Below are 20,093 nucleotides of genomic sequence, written 5' to 3' on the forward strand. Positions count from 1 at the left end.
TGATGGCCAATGCAATTATTAATGTCACTAATCTCAGGCTACGAACCTTTATAGGTTTTAACCCTGAGGAACGTGAGAAAAAACAAGATGTAGTGATTAACTTAGAAATTCACTACCCTGCTGATCAAGCTTGTGAAACTGACGCAGTCGATAAAGCGCTAAACTACAAGACCATTACTAAAGAAGTGATCAGCCTTGTCGAAGAAGGCCACTTTTTGCTGTTAGAAAAACTGGTTGCTGAAATTTTAGCAATTTGCCACCAGCATCAAAGTGTTCACTATGCCAAAGTACGCGTCGATAAACCTCATGCGCTGCGCTTTGCAGATTCAGTATCACTGACCCTTGATTGGCAAAAAAGTTAAAATAACTTTTCTAGCCCTACTGCAAAGGCAAGCACAGCTAAATAACGTGCGCCTTTGCCTAGGCTCACGAGTAACAAAAAGATTGAAAACTTAACCCTAAAAATTCCGCCAACAACCGTTAAAGGGTCGCCGACAATAGGCAGCCAAGCAAATAGCAAACTGTAAATACCGTATTTATTAAATTGCTGTTCGGCTTTGTCTATCGACTTTTGTGAAACAGGAAACCATTTACGGTCTTTAAATCGCATAACCTGCGTGCCCAGCCAATAATTCACACAGCTCCCGAGCACATTACCCACAGTCGCACTTAGCCATAACAGCCAAAGTAGATAGTCACCACTGGCTATCATTGCTGTCATCACTAATTCTGAAGAGCTAGGTAATAAGGTTGCGGAAATAAACGCGCTGAAAAATAACGATAAGTAGGCCATAAACATCACATAAAAAAGCTCAGCAAATGGCTGAGCTTTTAGTATATGGCAATTAGTTTACTTTATAAATTCTATCGCCATTGGGTATTTAACTTCTTTACCATCGTTGGCTTTAATCGCCGATACTACCACCATAATCAATGAGAATAGCGCAACCAATGGCAGCAGAATGACACCAACGACAACAAACATCAGCATAAAGCACACAATGTAAGCAATCATCATGGTTAATTGAAAGTTTAATGATTTGCGACCATGCTCAGCAACAAGTGGCATTTCTTCTTTTTTTACAAGCCAAACAATCAAAGGCCCAATCACCGAACCAAACGGGAAAAGCAAGCCTGCTAAGGCACTTAAGTGACAAAACATCGCCCATGTGCGCTGCTCTTTGTCTGCCACAATTATTTCAACTTTTTGATTATCATCCATTTTAAATTCCTTGTTATGGGTCTGTTTGTTTCTCTACTATAAACCGTAATGACTTTTTACCCTAGTTAAATTGGTTAAATTTAAAACTCTCAACCAGCAAAAAAGGCTGTAATCAACGTTGTGATAAAAATGTGATAACTTCGTGAGGGTTTCTGGATATTGCTATTCGATACTGGTTTTGAATCATCAAAAACAGGAATCTCACATGAAAGCTTTACCTTTAACTTTATTCGCTGCATGCGCAGTAACTAGCCTTGCAAGCCAAGCTGCTGAGCTTGATATAAAACTAACTAACCTCACGCAAGGTTTACACTTTACTCCTATTCTCATTACTGCCCATAACAGTGACAGCAAACTTTTCAGCGTTGCTATGCCTGCTTCTACAGCCCTACAGACTATGGCTGAAGGTGGCAATCTCGAGCCATTAATGACTGAAGCCACAGCCGCAAACAGCGACATGGTTGCCAACCCAGCTGAAGGTCTATTAGCCCCAGCAAGCTCAACGATGGCGAGCTTATCCACCAAGGATGGCAATAACTACTTATCTCTAACAGCCATGCTACTGCCTACCAATGATGGCTTTGTAGGTTTAGATAGTTGGATGATCCCAACAGAAACTGGTACCTACACTATTTATCTCAATGCGTATGATGCAGGAACCGAAGCCAATGATGAGCTTGTTGTTGATGGTTCAGGAATGCCGGGCACGCCAGGCATTCCTGCCGCACCGGGTGGTAATGCGGGTATGAATGGCAGCGGCGTCACCAGTAGCGAAACCAATATGATGGTGCATATTCATCCGGGTAATTTAGGTGACGACGATTTAGAGGCAGGTATGAGTGACCTCGATAACACAGTACACAGATGGTTAAACCCAGTTGCGATGCTAACAGTTACGGTTAAATAGGAGGTTATTATGCGCTTTTCAAAAAGCTTAATTATCCTCGCACTGAGTGCCAGCCTTGCGGCCTGTGGGGATTCAGATAATAACGAGGTGGAAGTAACAGATCCTGTAATGCCCGTTATGAGCTATGAATTTACAGTACAAGTTACGAATTTAACCAATGCCCAACCATTGTCACCGATTGCAGCCATTGCTCACTCTGAGGGTATGCTTTGGCAAATAGGTGAACCAGCTTCAGCTGCGCTCGAATTAATGGCTGAAGGAGGAGATAACAGTGAATTATTAGCAACTGATTTTGCTATGGCCTCAAGCTCAGCTGAGAGTCCACTCCCTCCAGGTGAGCAAGTCACTTTAATGCTGAGTACTGAGCAGCTTGATTCATTAAAAATCAGCTTAGCGACCATGTTGGTGAATACAAATGACGCGTTTACCGGTCTTAATGCAATAGACGTGTCTTCGTTAGCGGTTAATGAGTCACTGTCTCGCACTAGTTTTGCCTATGATGCAGGCACAGAGGCTAACTCTGAAGCACAAGGCACGATCCCAGGCCCTGCCGACTCAGGCGAAGGCTACAACGAAATGCGTGACGATATTAACCGTGTTGCAATGCACCCAGGTGTGGTTAGTCAAGATGATGGCCTGACAAACTCAGTGCTCACCAGCCAGCATAAGTTTGATAACCCGGTTGCTCGGATCACGATAACGCGGACGCAATAATAATCGCACTCCTTACACAGAAGGTCATAAGGATGTGCCTCTGTGATTTGGAGTGAGCCATGCGCCAAGAAAAATTATTAATCGTCGAAGATGATAGAGCAATCCGCCAACTTATCAGCACACAATTGCACTGCCTAAACTTACATATTGATGAAGCCTCGAGCGCAGAAGCTGCAATAAAGAAGCTTGCCAGCTCAAGTTATGGCTTAGTACTGCTTGATATTAACCTGCCACAAATGGATGGCTTGAGCTTATGTCGCAAAATTAAAGAGCACTACCCAAGTATTGCCGTTATTTTACTGACCGCACTCAGTAGCGATATGGACAGAGTGATTGGTCTGGAAATGGGCGCTGATGATTACATTTGCAAGCCGTTCTTCGCTAGAGAGTTACAAGCACGAATAAAAACGCAATTACGGCATAGGTCACAACTTATAGCAGCTCAATCACACCATGAAGATAGCGCTCAAGCGGCAATTCAACTTGGAGAGCTACACATTGAGTTTGCCAGCCACCAAGCATTTTTAGCTGACCAAGCAATTAACTTAACCGCCACCGAATTTGATTTACTGGTCTACTTTGCCAAACACCCAAACCATGTTTTTAGCCGCCAACAGTTACTTGACCAAGTATGGGGTTATCAACACAGCGGCTACGAGCATACGGTTAATTCCCATATAAACCGTTTACGCAGTAAGTTTGAGCAACATCACTCAGCCAATTTTATCGAAACAGTTTGGGGTGTAGGCTATAAATTAAACCCCGGTCAATTGAGTGCAAACTAATGAAATCAATGACGCTTTATCAAAAACTCGCTTGGTCATTAGTGCTTATTTTTAGCCTGTTGTGCGCACTGGTTTTAAATTGGAGTAAGCAGCTAGAGCAAAGCTCGGTACACCATGCTCAGCAAAACTTGCACCTCCAATTAGCCGAACATTTAGTGCATGATAACCCACTGATCCAGCAAGGTGTGTATGACTATAAGGCACTAGAAAACTTATTTCACACGCTGATGATACTTGGTCCGGCATTTGAATTTTATTTTGTAGATCCAGAAGGTCATTTACTGACTTATTCCGCCAAACCGGGGCAAGTCGTGCGGCAACAAATAAACTTAAGCCCGATACAGCAGCTACTCGACAACCCCACTGCCACGCCAATTTATGGTGACGATCCACGTAGCAACGATGGCGTAAAAATTTTTTCGACCGCACCAGTTTATAATCAGCAACAACTGCAAGGCTATTTGTACGTGATAATTGGCGGGCAAGCTTACGATACAACCCTTAAAAACATTAAAGCCAATGATAACCTTTGGCTAGCCGCAATGTGGTTTGTAGCCGCCTTAGTTGCGCTCTTTATTGCGATGTTGCTGTTGTTTCGGTTTTTCACTTTACCGTTAAAAAAACTCAATAAAGAGCTTAATAAAATAGAAGCAGCGAACTACAGCCTAACCAGAATGTCATTGGATTCTAGCTACAGTGCTGATGATGAAATTGGCAATTTAAGCAAAGGCGTCAATGCCATGCTGGCGCGTATTGATGAGCAGTTTCAGTCATTACAGCAAGCCGATAAGCAACGCAGAGAGTTACTCACTCACTTATCACATGATTTACGTACGCCGCTATCTTCACTGCACGGCTTTTTGGAGGTGATCAATAAACCGGATAGCCACTTAAACGAGCCTGAGCAACGTCATTATCTCAACCTTGCAATGGATAACTGCCAGCAACTAAAACAGCTGATTGAACAAATTTTTGAGCTGGCTAATTTAGAGTGCGGCCAAGTGAAAATACAATCCGAGACCTTTAATTTGGGCGAGTTAATTTATGATTGTGTGGCAAAGCTTGCTCTAACAGCGCAATCAGCGGGAATTTCACTCAAAGTTATTCCTGAAATCTGCGATTTTACCGTGACAGCAGACATTGCAAAATTAGAGCGGGTACTTACAAACTTAATCGAAAATGCCATTCGGCACACCTCACATGGCGGTGAAATTGCCGTTAAGGTTAGCCAGCAAAGTGATCAGTTATACGTAGCAGTGTCTGATACCGGGGTTGGTATTCATGAGGATGAACTCAATGCGATTTTCGAACCTCACTATCAGGCTCGTAATAGTATAAAACGAGGCTCAACTGGCTTGGGACTTGCTATTTGCAAGCAACTGCTCACCCTAATGGATAGTGAAATAAACGTAAAAAGTACCTTAGGAAAAGGCAGTGAATTTCGCTTTAATTTAGCTATGCAGGCACCCGCTTAATCACGGATGCCTGCGTTGTTATTATTTTTCGATACCCGCCAAATCGAGCATAAAGGCGTAATATAAAGCGGTATCTTGCAAGCTTTTAAAGCGCCCAGAAGCACCGCCGTGCCCTGCTTCCATGTCGGTTTTGAACAGCAACAGGTTATCATCGGTTTTATATTCACGTAGCTTAGCAACCCATTTTGCAGGCTCAAAATACTGAACTTGAGAGTCGTGTAAGCCGGTGGTGACTAGCATATTTGGGTAAGCCTGCTTCTTAACTTGGTCGTACGGGGAATATGACAGCATGTAATCGTAATAGACTTTATCGTTCGGGTTACCCCACTCGTCATACTCATTCGTTGTCAGTGGCAAGCTGGCATCTAGCATGGTCGTAACTACATCAACAAAAGGCACAGCAGCAATCACCCCTTTATAAAGTTCAGGTGCTTGATTCACAACAGCCCCCATTAGCAAGCCTCCTGCACTGCCACCCATGGCAAAAATATTATCCTTATCACCATACTTTTGAGCTGCTAATGATTTAGTCACATCAACAAAGTCATTAAAGGTGTTTTGTTTTTTCAGCAACTTGCCGTCTTCGTACCAAGGACGACCCAGCATTTGTGAGCCACGGATATGCGCAATCGCAAACACAAAACCACGATCAAGTAAGCTTAATCGAGAGCTAGAAAAGCTCGGATCCATGGTCGCACCATACGAACCATAACCATATTGCATAAGCGGATTCGAGCCGTCTTTTTTGAACTTGTCTTTACGATAAACAAGGCTCACAGGAACATCGACACCATCTCTAGCCGTCACATAAACTCGCTCAGAGGCATAGTTGTCAGGATTAAAATCACCTAATACTTTACGTTGCTTAAGCAGTGTTTTTTCGCCACTTTCTAGGTTGATATCGTAGCTGCTGCCTGGCGTCGTCATACTTGAATAGTAAACACGTAAGTTAGGATTATCTAACTCACCATTACCATAGCTAAAGACCATATAAGTTGGGTCATTAAAAGCAACGACTTGCTCTTGTTGGTTACGAAGGTCGCGAATAGTGATTCGGGTTTGCCCCATTTCTCGCTCTTCATAAACCAAGTGATTATTAAATAACTCAATGCCTTCAAGTTTCACGTTATCACGACCTGCAATTAGCGTTTGCCAGTTAGCTTTATCATGAGCCTTATCGCGGCGCACTTTCATCAGTTGAAAATTAACTGCATTTAAATTAGTAACGATGTAGTACCAATCGCCTAATTTACTGATGTCATATTCAAGCCCAGCTTCGCGTTCAATAAAACGCTTTGGCATTGCTTTGACATCATTGGCATCAATAACCGACACACCCGATGCACTGGTACTGCCATGGCTAATATAGATTTCTTGTTGGTCTTTACTCTTATAAATACCGGTGTAGTAACTGGTATTTTTCTCTTCGTAAACGAGTTCGTCGTCGGCTTGAGGGGTGCCTAGTGTATGGCGATATACTTGGTAGCCTAACAGCGTTTGTAGGTCTTTTTTGATGTAGTAAAAGGTTTTGTTGTCATTAGCCCACACGACATCACCTTCTGTACCTTCAAGGCTCTCTGTAAGCATTTTACCTGTGGTTAAATCTTTTACTTTAATTGTGTAAATACGACGACTCACAGTGTCTTCACCATAAGCCAGCAAATTGCCATTTGGGCTGACAGCTAAACCAGTTACGGCAAAATAGTCATGATTTTTAGCAAGCTCATTCACATTTAAGATAACCTGCTTACCTCCTCCTTGGCTATCTTTGCTGCGCACATAAACCGGGTATTCGTCATCACCGCGCGTTTGTGAGAAATAGTAATATTCCCCTTTTTTTGTCGGTACCGTATCGTCATCCTTCTCAATACGCCCTTTAAGTTCTTCGAACAGGGTGTTTTGTAGTGTTTGTGTATGCGCTAACTTGCTTTCAACATACGCATTTTCAGCATTCAAATGAGCAATAACAGCGGCATCTTTTCGCTTATCATCACGCATCCAATAGTAGTTATCGATACGAGTGTCTCCATGAATGGTCATTTCATGAGGTATTTTTTTGGCAACGGGGGCAGCTATCTGAGCTTGCTTTGTAGTAACGGCTTGCTCTTTATTATCGGGGACTTTATTACACGCTGATAGAGCAGCTAAAGAGAGTGCTGCAAGGCAAAGTGAATGGCCAACTTTCATAGGGATCCTAAATTAATTTTTATTATTAAGTCCCTAATATAAGTAATTAATCGTGAGTTTATAAGTAGCCTTTGTGAAGCAATGTAAAAAGGGAGCCGAAGCTCCCTTTTATCACTTATTTATCAAGTAATTACTTTTGCTTACGACGACGCATAAATGCGAACGGTGCAGCAAGTAATGTTAACCATGCTAGTGAACCTGAAGAAGATTTTTTCTTCTCTGGTTCTTCAACTACAACTGGTTGCTCAGACGCTTCATCAGCTAGGTTGTTAACTGTAACAGTTACCATAGCAGACTCTGAAACATTACCTGATCTGTCAGTTGCAACAACTTCTAGTTCAATTGATGTTAAACCAGCGTCATAATCAAGTACGTCTTGATTCATAACTACAACATCACCTGAAGATGTTACTGAAATAGCTGTTGAACTTGAGCTAATTACAATGAACTCTGTAACAGGGCTTGCTAAATCAGCACCATAAGTTGCTTCTAGCGTACCAATTACCGTACCGTTTTCAGTGTTTTCATCAACAGAGAACTCAGTATCAACAACAACTGGTGGAGTATTCGAGTCTGATTCAGGTGTTGCAGCATACGCTTTAGAACCCGAGTCTGAAAGAATCATGAAGTCTTCACCTGCATTGTATAAAGTAGCTGAAGCACCTGGTTCAATTGAGCTAACAGCTTCACCAGCTTCATCTACAAACATTGCATATACATCACTTGATGCATCTGTGAATGTGTAAGTACCCATTGCAACATCACCTTCTTCAGTTGCAATTGGTGTCCATGTTTCTTCTTCTGTACGGAAACGAACATCTACAGTTGCTCGACCAATGTCATCGGCTGTTAGGCCAAATGCTTCAATACAGCTTTGCATTGTGAGGTGGTTGTTACCGATAATTTGGTAATAATTATCTAAGAAACCAGAAGCACTACCATAGCCGTGAGTAAAGGTAATTGCAGTGCCCGGCTCAACATCGTAGAACCACTCTAACTTACCATTTTGTACTGTAACATCGTAAACACCATCTTGGTCCATATCGAAGTCAGCCATGAAACCACCCACGTAAGAGTGAGTAATTCCCTCGTTTAGCACTAATGTAGTAAGTGTTACATAACCGCTTTCACAAATTTCAGCTGATACAGCAAATGTTTCGATTGATGCGCCTACTAAGTCAAAACGTTGGTCTTCATCAATATCATCAGTCATTACTGTAGGAGCAAATACAGGATCAAGTGCTACCGCACCTGTGTTTGTTACTTCATGTGCAACGCCGTTATCAGTCACAACTGGCATGAAGCTCATTGCCGCATTTGCTTTTGGTAATACGTGATAAACAAGGTGGAATGCTTCATCGCTGCCATCAGAGAAGATTAGCGCACCATCAAGCTCTAGGTTAGTTAAGTCAGCCGTAGCATCTTGAGAACCAATATTTTCCTCAGTTAAAGTCCACTCAGGTAGAGTTGCAGGATCAATTGTTGCTGTCACGTCAAATGACATTGTTTGACCTGCTGGCACTGTAATTGACTCTGGGTAGTCAAGTGAGAATGAACCACGCTCAACATCGTCTGCATAACGCTGCTCAAGAGAAAGTGTGTACACTTGGTCTTCGTTAGAGAAGTTCTTAACTTGAACTGTTTTAGTAAGCTCAACTGTTTCTGATGCGTTTACTAAACCAAACGAAAGAGCAGCTTGTTTAGTATCTGCAGCCCATGCAGCAACTGGTAAGTTAGCCGCTTTGTTTACATCAACAAGACCCGCACCGATATAACTAATTGGTGCAAGCTCAGCGTCTGGGTTAATCGCTAACGGCTCCATAGTTACATTTAGGTTTGCCGTGTTCATTAACGTCGCTTTAATTTCAAACGCGTTACGCTCTGGCAGCGCTTCTTTTAATAAGCTCACCGCACCAGCAGTAATTGGGCCCGAGAATGAAGTACCTGTTGCGCCAGTAAGACCATCACCAAGACCAGGATGAGCAGTCATGATGTTTACACCTGGTGCTGTAATCTCTGGTTTTAACAGCCCGCCCATTGAAGGACCACGCGATGTGAAATCAGCAATCGCGCCAGACATAACAAGACGCTCAACTGTTAGGTTAAATGTACCGCCCGCTTTTAGAGCTGTACCAGCTGCAAACGTTACGCCTACAGAAGGGATAGTAACAGTTGGATCTGAACCGCCCATAGGTGCTGGCGTGCCATCGTCATTATTGTTTGCAATAATAACAAACTCTGCGCCTTTAGCTTGTGCTGCTAATACTTTAACTGTAAATGCACATGCACCACGGTCGATGATAACGCCTTTACCTGTAAAATCTACGTCGTCAGCAAACGCTTCACAAGCCGTTTGATTTGCATCTGGGTACACAAGTTCCAAGTTTTCATTAGTGTAGCTAAATGCCATCTGTGGACCAAAGCTGGCTGGCTGCACAACAGCTTCTTCACCATTAACTGTACCACTACCAACTGATTCTTCACCGGTAGGGTGAGTCATAGCACCCACTGAAAGAGCGTTTTCAGTTGTACTTGGGCCACCTACGATGAATGGATAAGCACCATCATTACCAGCAGAGATAACAACGTTTGTACCAAGTTTAACTGCTTGGTTGATGAATAGGCCAACTGCATCGTTTGCAATATCACCGTAATCGCCACCAAGTGACATATTTACAACATCAACACGGTCGCTCATATCACCGTCACCATTCGGATCCATTGCACTTTCAAGAGCTAAAAGTTGTGCAAGGCCTGGACAGCCACTATTACATACAGAGTAAACAAATAAATCTACGTTTGGTGCAATACCGTTAACAGAGTGAGAAACGTGTGTACCGTGGTTTGTATCTACATCAATAGGATCGGCATCATCGTTAATGTAATCATAACCACCTAATACTTTACCTTGTGGCCAATCAACTGACGCAGGATCAGCAATAGCTGCCGCATATGCTTCGTCGGTACCCGCACCACCAAAGGCTGTATGGGTGTAGTCAATACCTGTATCAAGCACAGCAACGCGAACACCTTCACCTGTTGCTAAACCATTAGATACTAAAGGAGTTGCTTCAATATAGTCAGCGCTGTCAGCAACATGCAATTCATAATCGTATACTGGGTAAATGCCCTCAACTTGAGAGTTCGATAGTAACTTAGCAACATCTTGCTTATTACCATTGACTACGATTGAGCTTACTAGTGTTGATGTTTTAGCAACAACTTGTACAGGCAAGTCCATACTGTTGATTGCTTGCTCTACGCTTGCTTGCGCTACTTTTGCTTGCGCTTGAATTGACGCTACATCCGCGCCCATTGTTTTAGCATTAACTGATGCTGGAGCATTTAACTTAATTAACCAGCTTGTAGCTTCGCGATGAGCTTTTTGTTCTTTTTTAGTTACCGCGCTCGATTGGATTAATTTTTTGCCGGCAAGATTATATTTAGAAAAGTCATTGGCTTGTGCACTAGCGCACATTGCACTGGTTACAGCCAAAGCAACTGCAGTTCTTTTTATTAGATTTTTAGACATGGGTTCCCCTGGGATATGTTATGTTATCGTCTAAATAGTGATTGAAACAAAGTTTCAGAACCAATATAAAACGGAAACCCTAGCAAGAACAACATTTCTGTTACATAAGAATTACATTCAGCTAAAACAAAGAACACTGAGTTTAAGTAACATATTGTTTTAAAATGATTTAAAGATGCAAGCTAGAGTTGTAAACGTTTGTAAATGAACAGTGTGTTGAGTTTTAGTAAATAGAGTATTGAAAATGAATTCAGAAGTAATCAACATTCTTACCATGGCAAAGGTGATTCAAACGGCTGTTGCACCCGTCTTTTTAATTACCGGTATTGCTGCAACATTAGGCGTACTTTCCAATCGTTTGGCACGTATCACCGATAGAGCTCGGCAGTTAGAACGTAAACTTAAAGTCAGTACCGATGAAGACTTCAATAAGTCATTAACAACGGAGCTAAGAGCACTGTTGAAACGCTCACGCTGCATTCATATCGCATTTAGTTTAAGTGTACTCAGTGCCTTATTAGTATGTGCTGTGGTTATGTGTCTATTTTTATCGCATATCCAATCGATCAACTTAAGCGTGACAATTGCTAGCTGCTTTGTGGCCGCTATGGCGCTGTTGATATGTGGGTTTTTATCTTTACTATGCGAGGTTTTCTTAGCCACCAGAAGCATGCGCCGTGGCATGATCTTCGCCGATATTGATATTAATGATTAAATTAAACTTAAGTTAAGATTAACCGCAATACACTTGAATATTATATTGAGCTAAGATACAACTCAGTTAGTTTACTTTTATGACATCTTAAGGGGCAAAAGGAATGAAATTAAAACAATTAGTAGTGGGTGCAATGCTATCTACAATGGCACTTGGCGCATCAGCAAATTCTGTATTTGAAGAGCCAAGCGATGCAATCGAGTATCGTCAAGCAGCATTTTCAATGATCCGCGTACAAATTGGTGACATGGGCGATATGCTAAAAGGAAAAGTACCTTTTGATGCAGAACGTTTTCAAAAGCGTGCCGACAATGCAGCGGCATTATCTAAAATGCCTTGGGAAGCTTTCGTAGCGGGTTCTGACAAGGGTGATACATCTGCACTTGCAGCTGTATGGAGCGACAACGAAACCTTTATGAAAAAAGCAGTTGCTTTCCAACAATATGCAGATGAGCTAGCAGTTGCAGCACAAAGCGGCGATAAAAAAGTAATTGGCAAAGCATTTGGCGCATGGGCTAAAGGCTGTAAAGATTGCCATAAGTCTTTCAAAGACTAGTTAAAAATTTGAACTAAAAAGGCGCTTATTAGCGCCTTTTTTAATGTCTTGAATTACCTACCCAAGCAAATAGCTGAGCGGCTCTGCACCCCAAGTCGTAAATAGCACCACTAAGCACACTGCAAAAATAACAAAAGCTATCAACGGCGATTTTGTAACAGGCTCAGTAACCGCAACTTGGTCGCTACTGCCCGTTAGCATAGGTTTCACTAAGTTTTTTCCTTTAATGCGGTAAATCACAATCGCCAATACATGCAACACAATGGCATACAACAAAATGTCAAAGTTTAAATGATGTAACCAACCGGCAAACTCTACGGTATCTGAGGATACATGCTCGACGAGTGGACCATCCGTTAAGATATCGTCACTGGTCATTAAGCCAGAGGTTAACTGTACGATAAGTAACGCAAAAAAGGCTATCACCATATAACTACCCGCCGCGCCATGACCCGCCTTATGTTCATTGCTTGTAAATGACTTAATTGCAGCAACAGGTGAATGAATCAGCGCAGACAGCTTTGCCGTTTTACTACCAATAATGCCCCAAACAAGACGTGTAATAATAAGCGCTAGAGTGAAGTAGCCTGCAGCAAAGTGCAGCTCCAACATACCTTCTTCAGCACTAAAATAGAGGGTTGCGATGGCCGCAACTAATAACCAATGGAAGCTTCTTATAAAGCCATCCCATACTTTAACTTTAGACATTGTAACTTTCCCTTTAAAAGACGCTAATGATTTCAGCAACAGGCTCGGCTATACATTATTGCAAACTTCAGTTATTTTGACACACCTCTATTTCAGCTGTTTTGATCTGAGCCATAACAACAAACATGAGCGATAAGATGCATAAATCAACAACAAGAGCCTTGCTTAAAGGATTTTTCGACATGCTCCCCTTATGCCTTGCGGTGTTACCTTGGGGAATTTTATGTGGCTCGTTAGCAGTTCAAAATGGCTTCAGTGCTTTAGAAACACAAGCTATGTCGTTATTGGTATTTGCAGGCTCAGCACAGCTCGTTGCGATTGAATTAATGGCAGGAAACACGCCGCTTTTAACTATTTTATTTACCACACTCATTATTAGCTCACGGCACTTTTTATATGGTTTAGCTATTCGCCACAAAGTAATAGATCAACCCTTTCGTTGGCGACTGCCAGTGAGTTTTGTACTAACAGATGAATTATTTGCTTTTTCGCATCATCACAAAGCCTACCGCACAAAAGTGCGCCTTATTTACGCGCTAAGTGCCGGCTTTAGTTTTTATATTGCCTGGAATATCTGGACCCTCCTTGGTATTGTCGCAGGAAGCTTACTTCCCGATTTAACACACCTAGGTCTTGATTTTGCCATCGCTGCCACGTTTATTGCTTTAGTTATTCCGGGTGTAAAGAACCTTGCAACACTGGCTACAGTGATCACCGCAGGCGTTGTAGCAACACTATTAAAAAGTCAGGGCTTTCAACTTTGGCTTGTCACCGCGGCTCTTATCGCTATGACGGTTGGTTATCTAATTAGTCGCTGGCAAGCAAAAGAGGAGCATACGCTATGATGATCACCATTTTATTAATGGCGTGTATTACCTTCTTCACACGTTACTTATTTTTGCACCGCGCATTACCATTCAAAGTCGGTCCGAAAATGCAGCAATTTTTAAGTTTTAGCGCCCCAGCCGTACTCACCGCAATTTGGGTGCCCATTGTGTTTATTAATGACGAAGGGATAAATCTAGATTGGCAAAATCCCTATCTAAGCGCTGCTGTTGTGTCTGTTATCGTGGCCTATAAAACACATAACATATACTACACAACACTGGCAGGGATGGGATTGTTTATAATTTTAAGTTAGCTGCGATGCTTAACGCCAAGTAAGAAAAACCATTGATTAAAATTCACCCTTTTAGAAAGATGCCAAGCAAGTTAGAATCAATGCAACAATAATAAAAAGTTATCATTATGAGCGAATTTCACCAACTTTCTGCCACCAGCCTACAAGGCCAAACCGTTGACTTTTCTGATTTTGAAAACAAGGTCGTACTTGTTGTAAATACAGCAAGTAAATGCGGTTTCACTCCACAATATGAAGGCTTACAAGCACTGCATGAAAAGTATCATGAGCAAGGCTTAGTAATAATTGGCTTTCCATGTAACCAGTTTGGTAAACAAGAGCCTGGGGATGCGAAGGAAATTAAAGAAGGCTGCCTAATTAACTATGGCGTTAGCTTTTTAATGATGAGCAAAGTCGATGTGAATGGCGAACATGCTCACCCTGTTTTTAGATACCTAAAATCAGAGTTACCGGGATTTATCACCCGCAAAATAAAATGGAACTTCACCAAATTTTTAATTGGTAAAGATGGCAAGGCCATTAAGCGATATGCGCCACTGACAAAACCTGAACAGCTCGAGTCAGACATCGCAGCTGCACTGGGCAAATAACAAAGCCTAAAAGCAATAAAGAGGCAAATTGCCTCTTTATCTAAATTTATGCTTAGTCGTTCAAGTACTCGTCAAAGTCGTCATCGCCTAAGTTTCTGCGCAAGCGTTTTTGTTCAAGATAGTCTTCCAACTTCTTCTTTACGCGTTGCTTTTTCTTGTCGTGTTGATTACGCCCGACCATTTCGTACTCGTCTTCAACAAAATCGTCATCTAGCGCGTCATAACTAAATGTCTTACCCACAACCCACTCCATAAAGTGTTTGAGACCAATTCTTGAGATTAAAATTTGCTCGATGAATTGGCAAAGATTAAAAAGCTCAGTAGTAATTTAGTATCTAAAAAACCACCAAAATAAAGCCATACACCCATGCTAAATAGGTCATATGTCAATATTGTGAATAAATAGCGCTAAATTTGATTTCTGAAAAGTGAGAGTTTTTTATCGTTTCGATAAAAGTCATTTATGCATGTGTATTTTTTAGTTAATTTGACTAAAAAATGGTTAAAAAATTATTCCCCGCTATTTTTAAAAAACCATAAAAACACAACAAGACATTGAATTAATTGAATTTATAAATTTTGGCATTCAATTTGATTATGTATTTGTGTCATTTCAAACAGGAAAGAAAAAAATGAAAAAGTTATTGTTAGTAAGTTCTTTATTTATCGCTACCGGCGCAATGGCTCATAACGATAATGATACAAATATTTCATTCAGCGGTGAGCAGTGTGATGTTGAATTTATAAATGATGTACGCATTACACCAAGCGAGTTAGAAGTATACACAGCCGATAATCGCACTATGAAAATCATCGATCAACACACTTTATATATCGATGGTCAAAGCGTGTCGCTTGATGCTTCACAACAGCAAGCAATTGCAGATTACTCAGACAGCTTACGCAGCCAACTTCCTGAAGTAGCAAATATCGCACTTGATGGTGTAAAAATAGCTGGTGTAGCCATCGAAGAAGTCTCAAATGCTTTCAATATTGATGGCCTAAGCGACATTTCAGAATTAATGGACGATATCAGCGTAGAAGTACAAAACGCTTTCTATCAGCAAGGTGCGTTCACCATGGGTCAGCAAAATTTCGAAAAATTTGGCCAAAACTTTGAAGACCAATTCGATGAGCAAATCGAATCGGCTGTCGAGTCAGCCATGATGCAATCGATGGGCAGTATTTTAGTGGCGCTAGGCTCTGAACTTTTAGGTTCAGGTGGCGACATGGATGAGTTTGAGCAACGTATGGAAAACATGGGCGCACAAATCGAAGCGCGTGTAGAAACACAGGCAGCTCAACTTGAAGAGCGTGCAGATGCATTATGCGGCAGCTTTGCTGATATCGCTCATAAAGAGCAAGAGCTAGTGGTTCTAGTACCAGAGCTAAAAGAGTATCAACTATTTACTTTCAAACAGAATGCAGAGTAATTGACTAATTAACATCCCTGAACCAAAACACTTGGTCCTTTCGCGCAGAGCTTGCTCTGCGCTTTTTTATTTTTTGGCCAGCACAGTCAGCTGCGATAACGTTTTAATCGCCTGCTCTAAGTTTTCAGACCAAGGCAAGCCATAACTTAAACGAAAACAGCTACGGTACTTTTTACCCGCTGAGAATATCAACCCTGGAGTAATACTGATCCCCGCCTCAAGTGCCAAATGGAATAACTTTACCGCATCATATTGGCTACCAAGGTCAACCCAGATAACACAGCCACCCTGCGGATTACTAATACGCGCACAACTTGGCATATATTGCTGCAGGCACCAAATCATACGCTCTTTGTTGGTACTTAAGCGCTGTCTAAGCAAACGAATGTTACGGTCGTACTCACCGCTAGCTATAAACTCATACAAGGTCCACTGGTTTATAAGTGGCGCGGAGCAACTAAGCGCGCGTTTGTGTCGTCTTGCTTGCTCTGCAAACTTACCAGCAATGATCCAACCAATGCGGTAACTAGGTGCGGCTGTTTTTGAAAACGACGCGCAGGTGATCACTAAGCCCTTTTTTGAATAAGCTTGTGCAGGAGTGGCACGCTTAGCTGTAAAATGTAAGTCACCATAAACATCATCCTCAATAAGCACCACGTCACGCTGCTCTAAAAGTGCCACTAATTGCTCACGCTTGGCATCAGGCATAAAACTGCCAACAGGATTATTTAATGAGGTTGAAAACACACAGGCTTTTATATCATGCTCATCGAGTGCTTGAGCCAAATCATCTAGCCATATTCCTTCATCGGGGCACAGCGGTATTTCCAGCGCCTTTAAGCCTAAGCTTTCAATTAATTCGATAATGCCAAAATAACAAGGCGACTCGATAGCAATAACATCACCGGGTTTAGCGACACACTTAAGGGCAATCGCCAACGCTTCTTGAGCACCATTGGTGATCACTAATTCATCGCTATCAACCCCAATGCCAAAATCCAGATAGCGATGAATGAGTTGTTTTTTAAGTGGTGCAAAGCCATCCATCGGGCCGTAATTAATTGCCGATGCGCCCGCTAATGTCATTACTCGGCGCATTGTTCGTGCCAGTGCTTTATCTGTCGGTGCTGCGGCTACAGGGTTAGCGATACCAAATGGCACCACATTAGCCTTATGGATGGCACCATAAACTTGCTCTATTAAGCCTTGCTTATTGACTGTGGTAGGTTCTCGACTGAGCCTAACTCGCTTTGGTCGTGACTGATTTAACTGTGAAGACTTTAAAAAGTACCCTGACTTTTCTCTTGCTTCAATCAATCCTTGCCCTTCAAGTAATTGATACGCCTGTTTTACAGTAGGAATACTAATATTGAGCTTGTCTGCCATTTTTCTGAGCGAAGGTAACTTTTCACCCGGTAATAACGAGCCTTGCAAGCAAAGATCTCTAACTAGCTGAATAACTTGTTGATATAAGAACTCACTGTTACTACGACTGATAACTTGTGACATAGCCCACCAAACTGTATAGGTTGCATTTCTAGTTTTCTGTATATGTTAAGTATACAGAAGAGGATTAAAATGAACATACTTTCAATTTTTGGGTACTAACTATGAAAAGCGCCGCTCTCTACCTTGCTACAGTACTGATCTGGGGATCGACTTGGCTAGCTATTGAGTTTCAACTAGGTGATGTCGCTGTTGAGGTCTCTTTATTTTACCGCTTTGCCATTGCAGCTATTTTAATGTGGGCCTTTGTGCTCATGAAAAAGCTACCTATGCATTATTCACTGCGTGATCACGGATTTTTTGCTTTATTAGCCTTATTTAACTTTGGTTTAAATTATTTAGTGCTGTATTGGGCGCAGAACTATCTCACCTCAGCAATGGCCTCAATAGCGTTTTCGATGTTGCTATTGATGAACATTATTAACACCCGCTTGTTCTTCGCAAAGCCAATTGCGAAACGAATTTACTTTGGCGCTCTACTCGGCGTAATGGGTATTGCCAGCTTATTTTGGCCACAAATTCAGCAATTCGACTTGAGTAATGGTGCGTTGGTCGGGTTACTACTTGCGCTATCTGGAACCTTTGTGGCTTCATTGGGAAATATGGTCAGCGTTCGAAACTCTCAGCGTAATATTCGCGTACTTCAAGGCAATGCCTGGGGTATGTTATACAGCGCTTTAGGTCTAGCTGCTTATGTTTTAGTAAGCGACGTTGAGCTCACGTTGAACGCCCCAAGTAGCTATTGGGTATCGCTTTTCTACTTAGCAGTGTTTGGCACCGTAATCGCATTTGCTTGTTACTTCGCGCTACTTAAAAACATCGGCCCTGAGCGCGCAAGCTATGTGATCGTGTTATTCCCACTGGTTGCAGTGGTGTTAAGTACTTTATTTGAAGGATTTGAATGGCAAGCGAATACCTTTATGGGATTTAGCTTGGTGTTATTCGGTAATGCTATCGTGCTGACTCCTACTCGACAAATTAAAGCATTTTTTGCTGCACGTAACCTACAGCAAAAAAGCTCCGTCCCCAGTTAGAAGTGACTATGTCGCCTCTAACAACAAGCGCCGGCAAATTTGCCGGTGCTTTTTTATGGCATATGAAAACGAAGTGCTTGTTTGTGAATCTTAACTTTAGCCGGAGTAAAACCAACAAGCTCACCATCGGCTTCTATAGCCAACCCTTTCGTGGTGACCTCTGCAGTTGTTAACTGGGTATATTCTAGCGCTTGCAAACCATGATGCTTTACGAGCAGTAAATACAAAAAGCTGATCAGGTTTTTCAACAAACCGCCAGCAGGCATGCAGTAGCAATCAAGCTGACCATCATTTAACTTTGCCCGAGGGGCAATCTTTAAGCCACCACCAAAGTAATAATGATTAGCAAAAATCGTCGCTAAATTACTGTAGCTGAGTGCTTTACCATTAAACTCACCCTGAAGTGACTGTGCCTTAAATGAAAATAGCTGCTTGATGCCCTGCCAAGTGTAGCCAAACGAGCTAAAACTTCCGGCTTTATTTAGTTGAGTCACGACTTCAGCGTCAAAACCTATTCCCGCCACATTAATAAAATAGCGCTGATTGATTTGTCCAACATCGATTAACTCTGTACGGCTATTAAAAACAGCGTCATACCAAGCTTGTTGTTTACACGCAAAGCCACGAGCAAAATCATTTCCTGTGCCTGCCGGAATTAACGCGATAGAACAGCGACTCGACATTAATGCATTAACAGCTAAATGCAGCGTCCCATCACCACCAATCACCACAACTTGAGTTTGGTTTTTAGCCAAAAGCGCTATATCAGCGCAATCATTCTCAAACTTGCCTGTGGTTAAATACAATTCAGGCTCAATCTGTCTTTTTTTACATTCTTTTAGTAGCCAATCAACACTGTTTTTATGATTTTTTTTGTCACTTGGCTTTATTATTATCAACATCAACGGTTACTTCTTTTCTTGCACGGCAAAAACACCACACTCGTTCAAATTATATTAATCTGAATAAATAGTCACTTTCTCACTCTAAAAACGCATAAATAAAAATAATAAAAATTAAAAACCTTTATTTACCTATACTTCAGCGTTAAAGAAACTGCATAAGCATGCAAGATATCACTTAGACAAAAACTTAACCCCATGTTAATAAAAGGCTTTTGGATTAGAAAAAGTTATCCGACAGACTCAATTTTTATCGTTTTATTTTTGTCCAGTTTGATTGCAAAATACTCACGTTTTCAACCAAACACAACCCGGAGCAAAGTAATGAACCCAATTAATACATTAAACCAAAACGCTGCAACTCATGTTGCCGTAAAACCAACAAACCGCAAAGCAAAAATGTTGGCAAAACTAAATCGCTACGGCAAAAAGTTAGCTCTTGGCGGCGCAGTACAACACAAGTAATCCCCAACCATGGTTACTTTATCGGTGCAGTAAACACCCAACCACTAACGAAGATCCTTCTTTAGCTCCTCCGTTTACTGCTCCAACCCCTTTCTTTTAAGTTAAAAACAGCAATTAATTAAACCTTTTTACAAAAAACCCCCTCTTTACGCTCAAAAAACAAGCAAACAAACTTTTTCCTATTTACACAGCCGATTCAGCTAAGTATTATTCTCGCATCA

At 41.7% G+C, this 20,093-nt stretch carries 21 protein-coding genes; 13 read left to right on the forward strand and 8 right to left on the reverse strand.

The window, feature by feature from the left end; all coding sequences use genetic code 11:
• The first annotated feature begins 2 nt into the window (after positions 1 to 2).
• Positions 3 to 362 carry a dihydroneopterin triphosphate 2'-epimerase gene (folX, locus tag AADY36_RS16300; protein WP_054554637.1) on the forward strand — a complete coding sequence of 120 codons (360 nt, stop codon included), beginning with the start codon at positions 3 to 5 and terminating at the stop codon, positions 360 to 362.
• On the opposite strand, the gene AADY36_RS16305 is transcribed toward folX, so the two are convergent.
• Positions 359 to 793: a YqaA family protein gene (locus tag AADY36_RS16305; protein WP_054563736.1), complete on the reverse strand. Its 435-nt coding sequence runs from the start codon at positions 791 to 793 to the stop codon at positions 359 to 361. The two genes, folX and AADY36_RS16305, sit on opposite strands and share 4 nt — an antisense overlap.
• A 57-nt stretch (positions 794 to 850) precedes the next feature.
• Positions 851 to 1,222, reverse strand: coding sequence for a DUF4870 domain-containing protein (locus AADY36_RS16310; RefSeq protein ID WP_054563699.1), 372 nt, complete (start codon positions 1,220 to 1,222; stop codon positions 851 to 853).
• Positions 1,223 to 1,427: 205 nt separating this feature from the next.
• Here AADY36_RS16310 and AADY36_RS16315 point away from each other — a divergent pair, with 205 nt between their 5' ends.
• Genes AADY36_RS16315 through AADY36_RS16330 form a run of 4 tightly spaced genes read left to right on the forward strand, consistent with a single transcriptional unit; the run spans position 1,428 to position 5,103 of the window.
• Complete coding sequence (locus tag AADY36_RS16315) at positions 1,428 to 2,129, forward strand: spondin domain-containing protein (RefSeq protein WP_287202407.1); 702 nt, start codon at positions 1,428 to 1,430, stop codon at positions 2,127 to 2,129.
• 9 nt (positions 2,130 to 2,138) lie between these two features.
• Entirely contained in the window at positions 2,139 to 2,843 is a 705-nt protein-coding gene (locus AADY36_RS16320) for a spondin domain-containing protein (protein ID WP_054563701.1), read from the forward strand.
• Between the two features lie 59 nt (positions 2,844 to 2,902).
• A complete protein-coding gene (locus tag AADY36_RS16325) occupies positions 2,903 to 3,628 on the forward strand; it encodes a response regulator transcription factor (protein ID WP_055199249.1) in 726 nt (241 codons plus the stop codon).
• Positions 3,628 to 5,103 (forward strand): sensor histidine kinase, encoded by a 1,476-nt coding sequence (locus AADY36_RS16330; RefSeq protein WP_287202405.1) that lies wholly within the window; start codon positions 3,628 to 3,630, stop codon positions 5,101 to 5,103. The genes AADY36_RS16325 and AADY36_RS16330 overlap by 1 nt, the downstream gene beginning before the upstream one ends.
• A 21-nt stretch (positions 5,104 to 5,124) precedes the next feature.
• Here the strand turns inward: AADY36_RS16330 and AADY36_RS16335 are convergent, their stop codons facing one another.
• Both AADY36_RS16335 and AADY36_RS16340 read right to left on the reverse strand, forming a co-directional pair.
• Positions 5,125 to 7,290: a S9 family peptidase gene (locus AADY36_RS16335; RefSeq protein WP_287202403.1), complete on the reverse strand. Its 2,166-nt coding sequence runs from the start codon at positions 7,288 to 7,290 to the stop codon at positions 5,125 to 5,127.
• A gap of 130 nt (positions 7,291 to 7,420) precedes the next feature.
• Positions 7,421 to 10,822: a S8 family serine peptidase gene (locus AADY36_RS16340; protein WP_342409237.1), complete on the reverse strand. Its 3,402-nt coding sequence runs from the start codon at positions 10,820 to 10,822 to the stop codon at positions 7,421 to 7,423.
• Between the two features lie 244 nt (positions 10,823 to 11,066).
• Between AADY36_RS16340 and AADY36_RS16345 the strand changes: the two genes are divergently transcribed.
• Positions 11,067 to 11,537, forward strand: a complete 471-nt coding sequence (locus tag AADY36_RS16345; RefSeq protein WP_054554628.1) for a DUF2721 domain-containing protein — start codon at positions 11,067 to 11,069, stop codon at positions 11,535 to 11,537.
• A 103-nt stretch (positions 11,538 to 11,640) separates the two neighbouring features.
• On the forward strand, positions 11,641 to 12,093 hold the full coding sequence (locus AADY36_RS16350) for a c-type cytochrome (RefSeq protein ID WP_058585373.1): 453 nt from the start codon (positions 11,641 to 11,643) through the stop codon (positions 12,091 to 12,093).
• A 57-nt stretch (positions 12,094 to 12,150) separates the two neighbouring features.
• On the opposite strand, the gene AADY36_RS16355 is transcribed toward AADY36_RS16350, so the two are convergent.
• On the reverse strand, positions 12,151 to 12,801 hold the full coding sequence (locus AADY36_RS16355; RefSeq protein WP_342409238.1) for a cytochrome b/b6 domain-containing protein: 651 nt from the start codon (positions 12,799 to 12,801) through the stop codon (positions 12,151 to 12,153).
• A 125-nt stretch (positions 12,802 to 12,926) separates the two neighbouring features.
• Here AADY36_RS16355 and AADY36_RS16360 point away from each other — a divergent pair, with 125 nt between their 5' ends.
• The 3 genes from AADY36_RS16360 to AADY36_RS16370 all read left to right on the forward strand — a co-directional run bounded on the left by AADY36_RS16360 (position 12,927) and on the right by AADY36_RS16370 (position 14,532).
• Positions 12,927 to 13,646: an AzlC family ABC transporter permease gene (locus AADY36_RS16360; RefSeq protein ID WP_342409239.1), complete on the forward strand. Its 720-nt coding sequence runs from the start codon at positions 12,927 to 12,929 to the stop codon at positions 13,644 to 13,646.
• Positions 13,643 to 13,942, forward strand: coding sequence for an AzlD domain-containing protein (locus AADY36_RS16365; RefSeq protein ID WP_063529256.1), 300 nt, complete (start codon positions 13,643 to 13,645; stop codon positions 13,940 to 13,942). The genes AADY36_RS16360 and AADY36_RS16365 overlap by 4 nt, the downstream gene beginning before the upstream one ends.
• Positions 13,943 to 14,049: 107 nt before the next feature.
• Positions 14,050 to 14,532, forward strand: coding sequence for a glutathione peroxidase (locus tag AADY36_RS16370; protein WP_054563709.1), 483 nt, complete (start codon positions 14,050 to 14,052; stop codon positions 14,530 to 14,532).
• Between the two features lie 52 nt (positions 14,533 to 14,584).
• On the opposite strand, the gene AADY36_RS16375 is transcribed toward AADY36_RS16370, so the two are convergent.
• Positions 14,585 to 14,773 carry a PA3496 family putative envelope integrity protein gene (locus AADY36_RS16375; protein WP_082389337.1) on the reverse strand — a complete coding sequence of 63 codons (189 nt, stop codon included), beginning with the start codon at positions 14,771 to 14,773 and terminating at the stop codon, positions 14,585 to 14,587.
• Between the two features lie 391 nt (positions 14,774 to 15,164).
• Between AADY36_RS16375 and AADY36_RS16380 the strand changes: the two genes are divergently transcribed.
• Entirely contained in the window at positions 15,165 to 15,965 is an 801-nt protein-coding gene (locus AADY36_RS16380) for a YggN family protein (RefSeq protein WP_054563710.1), read from the forward strand.
• A gap of 66 nt (positions 15,966 to 16,031) precedes the next feature.
• Here the strand turns inward: AADY36_RS16380 and AADY36_RS16385 are convergent, their stop codons facing one another.
• Complete coding sequence (locus AADY36_RS16385) at positions 16,032 to 17,474, reverse strand: aminotransferase-like domain-containing protein (RefSeq protein ID WP_239964694.1); 1,443 nt, start codon at positions 17,472 to 17,474, stop codon at positions 16,032 to 16,034.
• A gap of 101 nt (positions 17,475 to 17,575) precedes the next feature.
• Here AADY36_RS16385 and AADY36_RS16390 point away from each other — a divergent pair, with 101 nt between their 5' ends.
• Positions 17,576 to 18,505, forward strand: coding sequence for a DMT family transporter (locus tag AADY36_RS16390; protein ID WP_342409240.1), 930 nt, complete (start codon positions 17,576 to 17,578; stop codon positions 18,503 to 18,505).
• Between the two features lie 53 nt (positions 18,506 to 18,558).
• Here the strand turns inward: AADY36_RS16390 and AADY36_RS16395 are convergent, their stop codons facing one another.
• The gene (locus AADY36_RS16395) at positions 18,559 to 19,407 is read right to left on the reverse strand and encodes a diacylglycerol/lipid kinase family protein (RefSeq protein WP_342409241.1); all 849 of its coding nucleotides are present in this window, start codon (positions 19,405 to 19,407) and stop codon (positions 18,559 to 18,561) included.
• A 324-nt stretch (positions 19,408 to 19,731) separates the two neighbouring features.
• On the opposite strand from AADY36_RS16395, the gene AADY36_RS16400 reads away from it, so the two are divergent.
• The gene (locus AADY36_RS16400; protein ID WP_166341396.1) at positions 19,732 to 19,872 is read left to right on the forward strand and encodes a hypothetical protein; all 141 of its coding nucleotides are present in this window, start codon (positions 19,732 to 19,734) and stop codon (positions 19,870 to 19,872) included.
• Positions 19,873 to 20,093: the final 221 nt, after the last annotated feature.

The sequence above is a fragment of the Pseudoalteromonas sp. D15MCD-2 genome (assembly GCF_038562745.1).
Classification (GTDB): domain Bacteria; phylum Pseudomonadota; class Gammaproteobacteria; order Enterobacterales; family Alteromonadaceae; genus Pseudoalteromonas.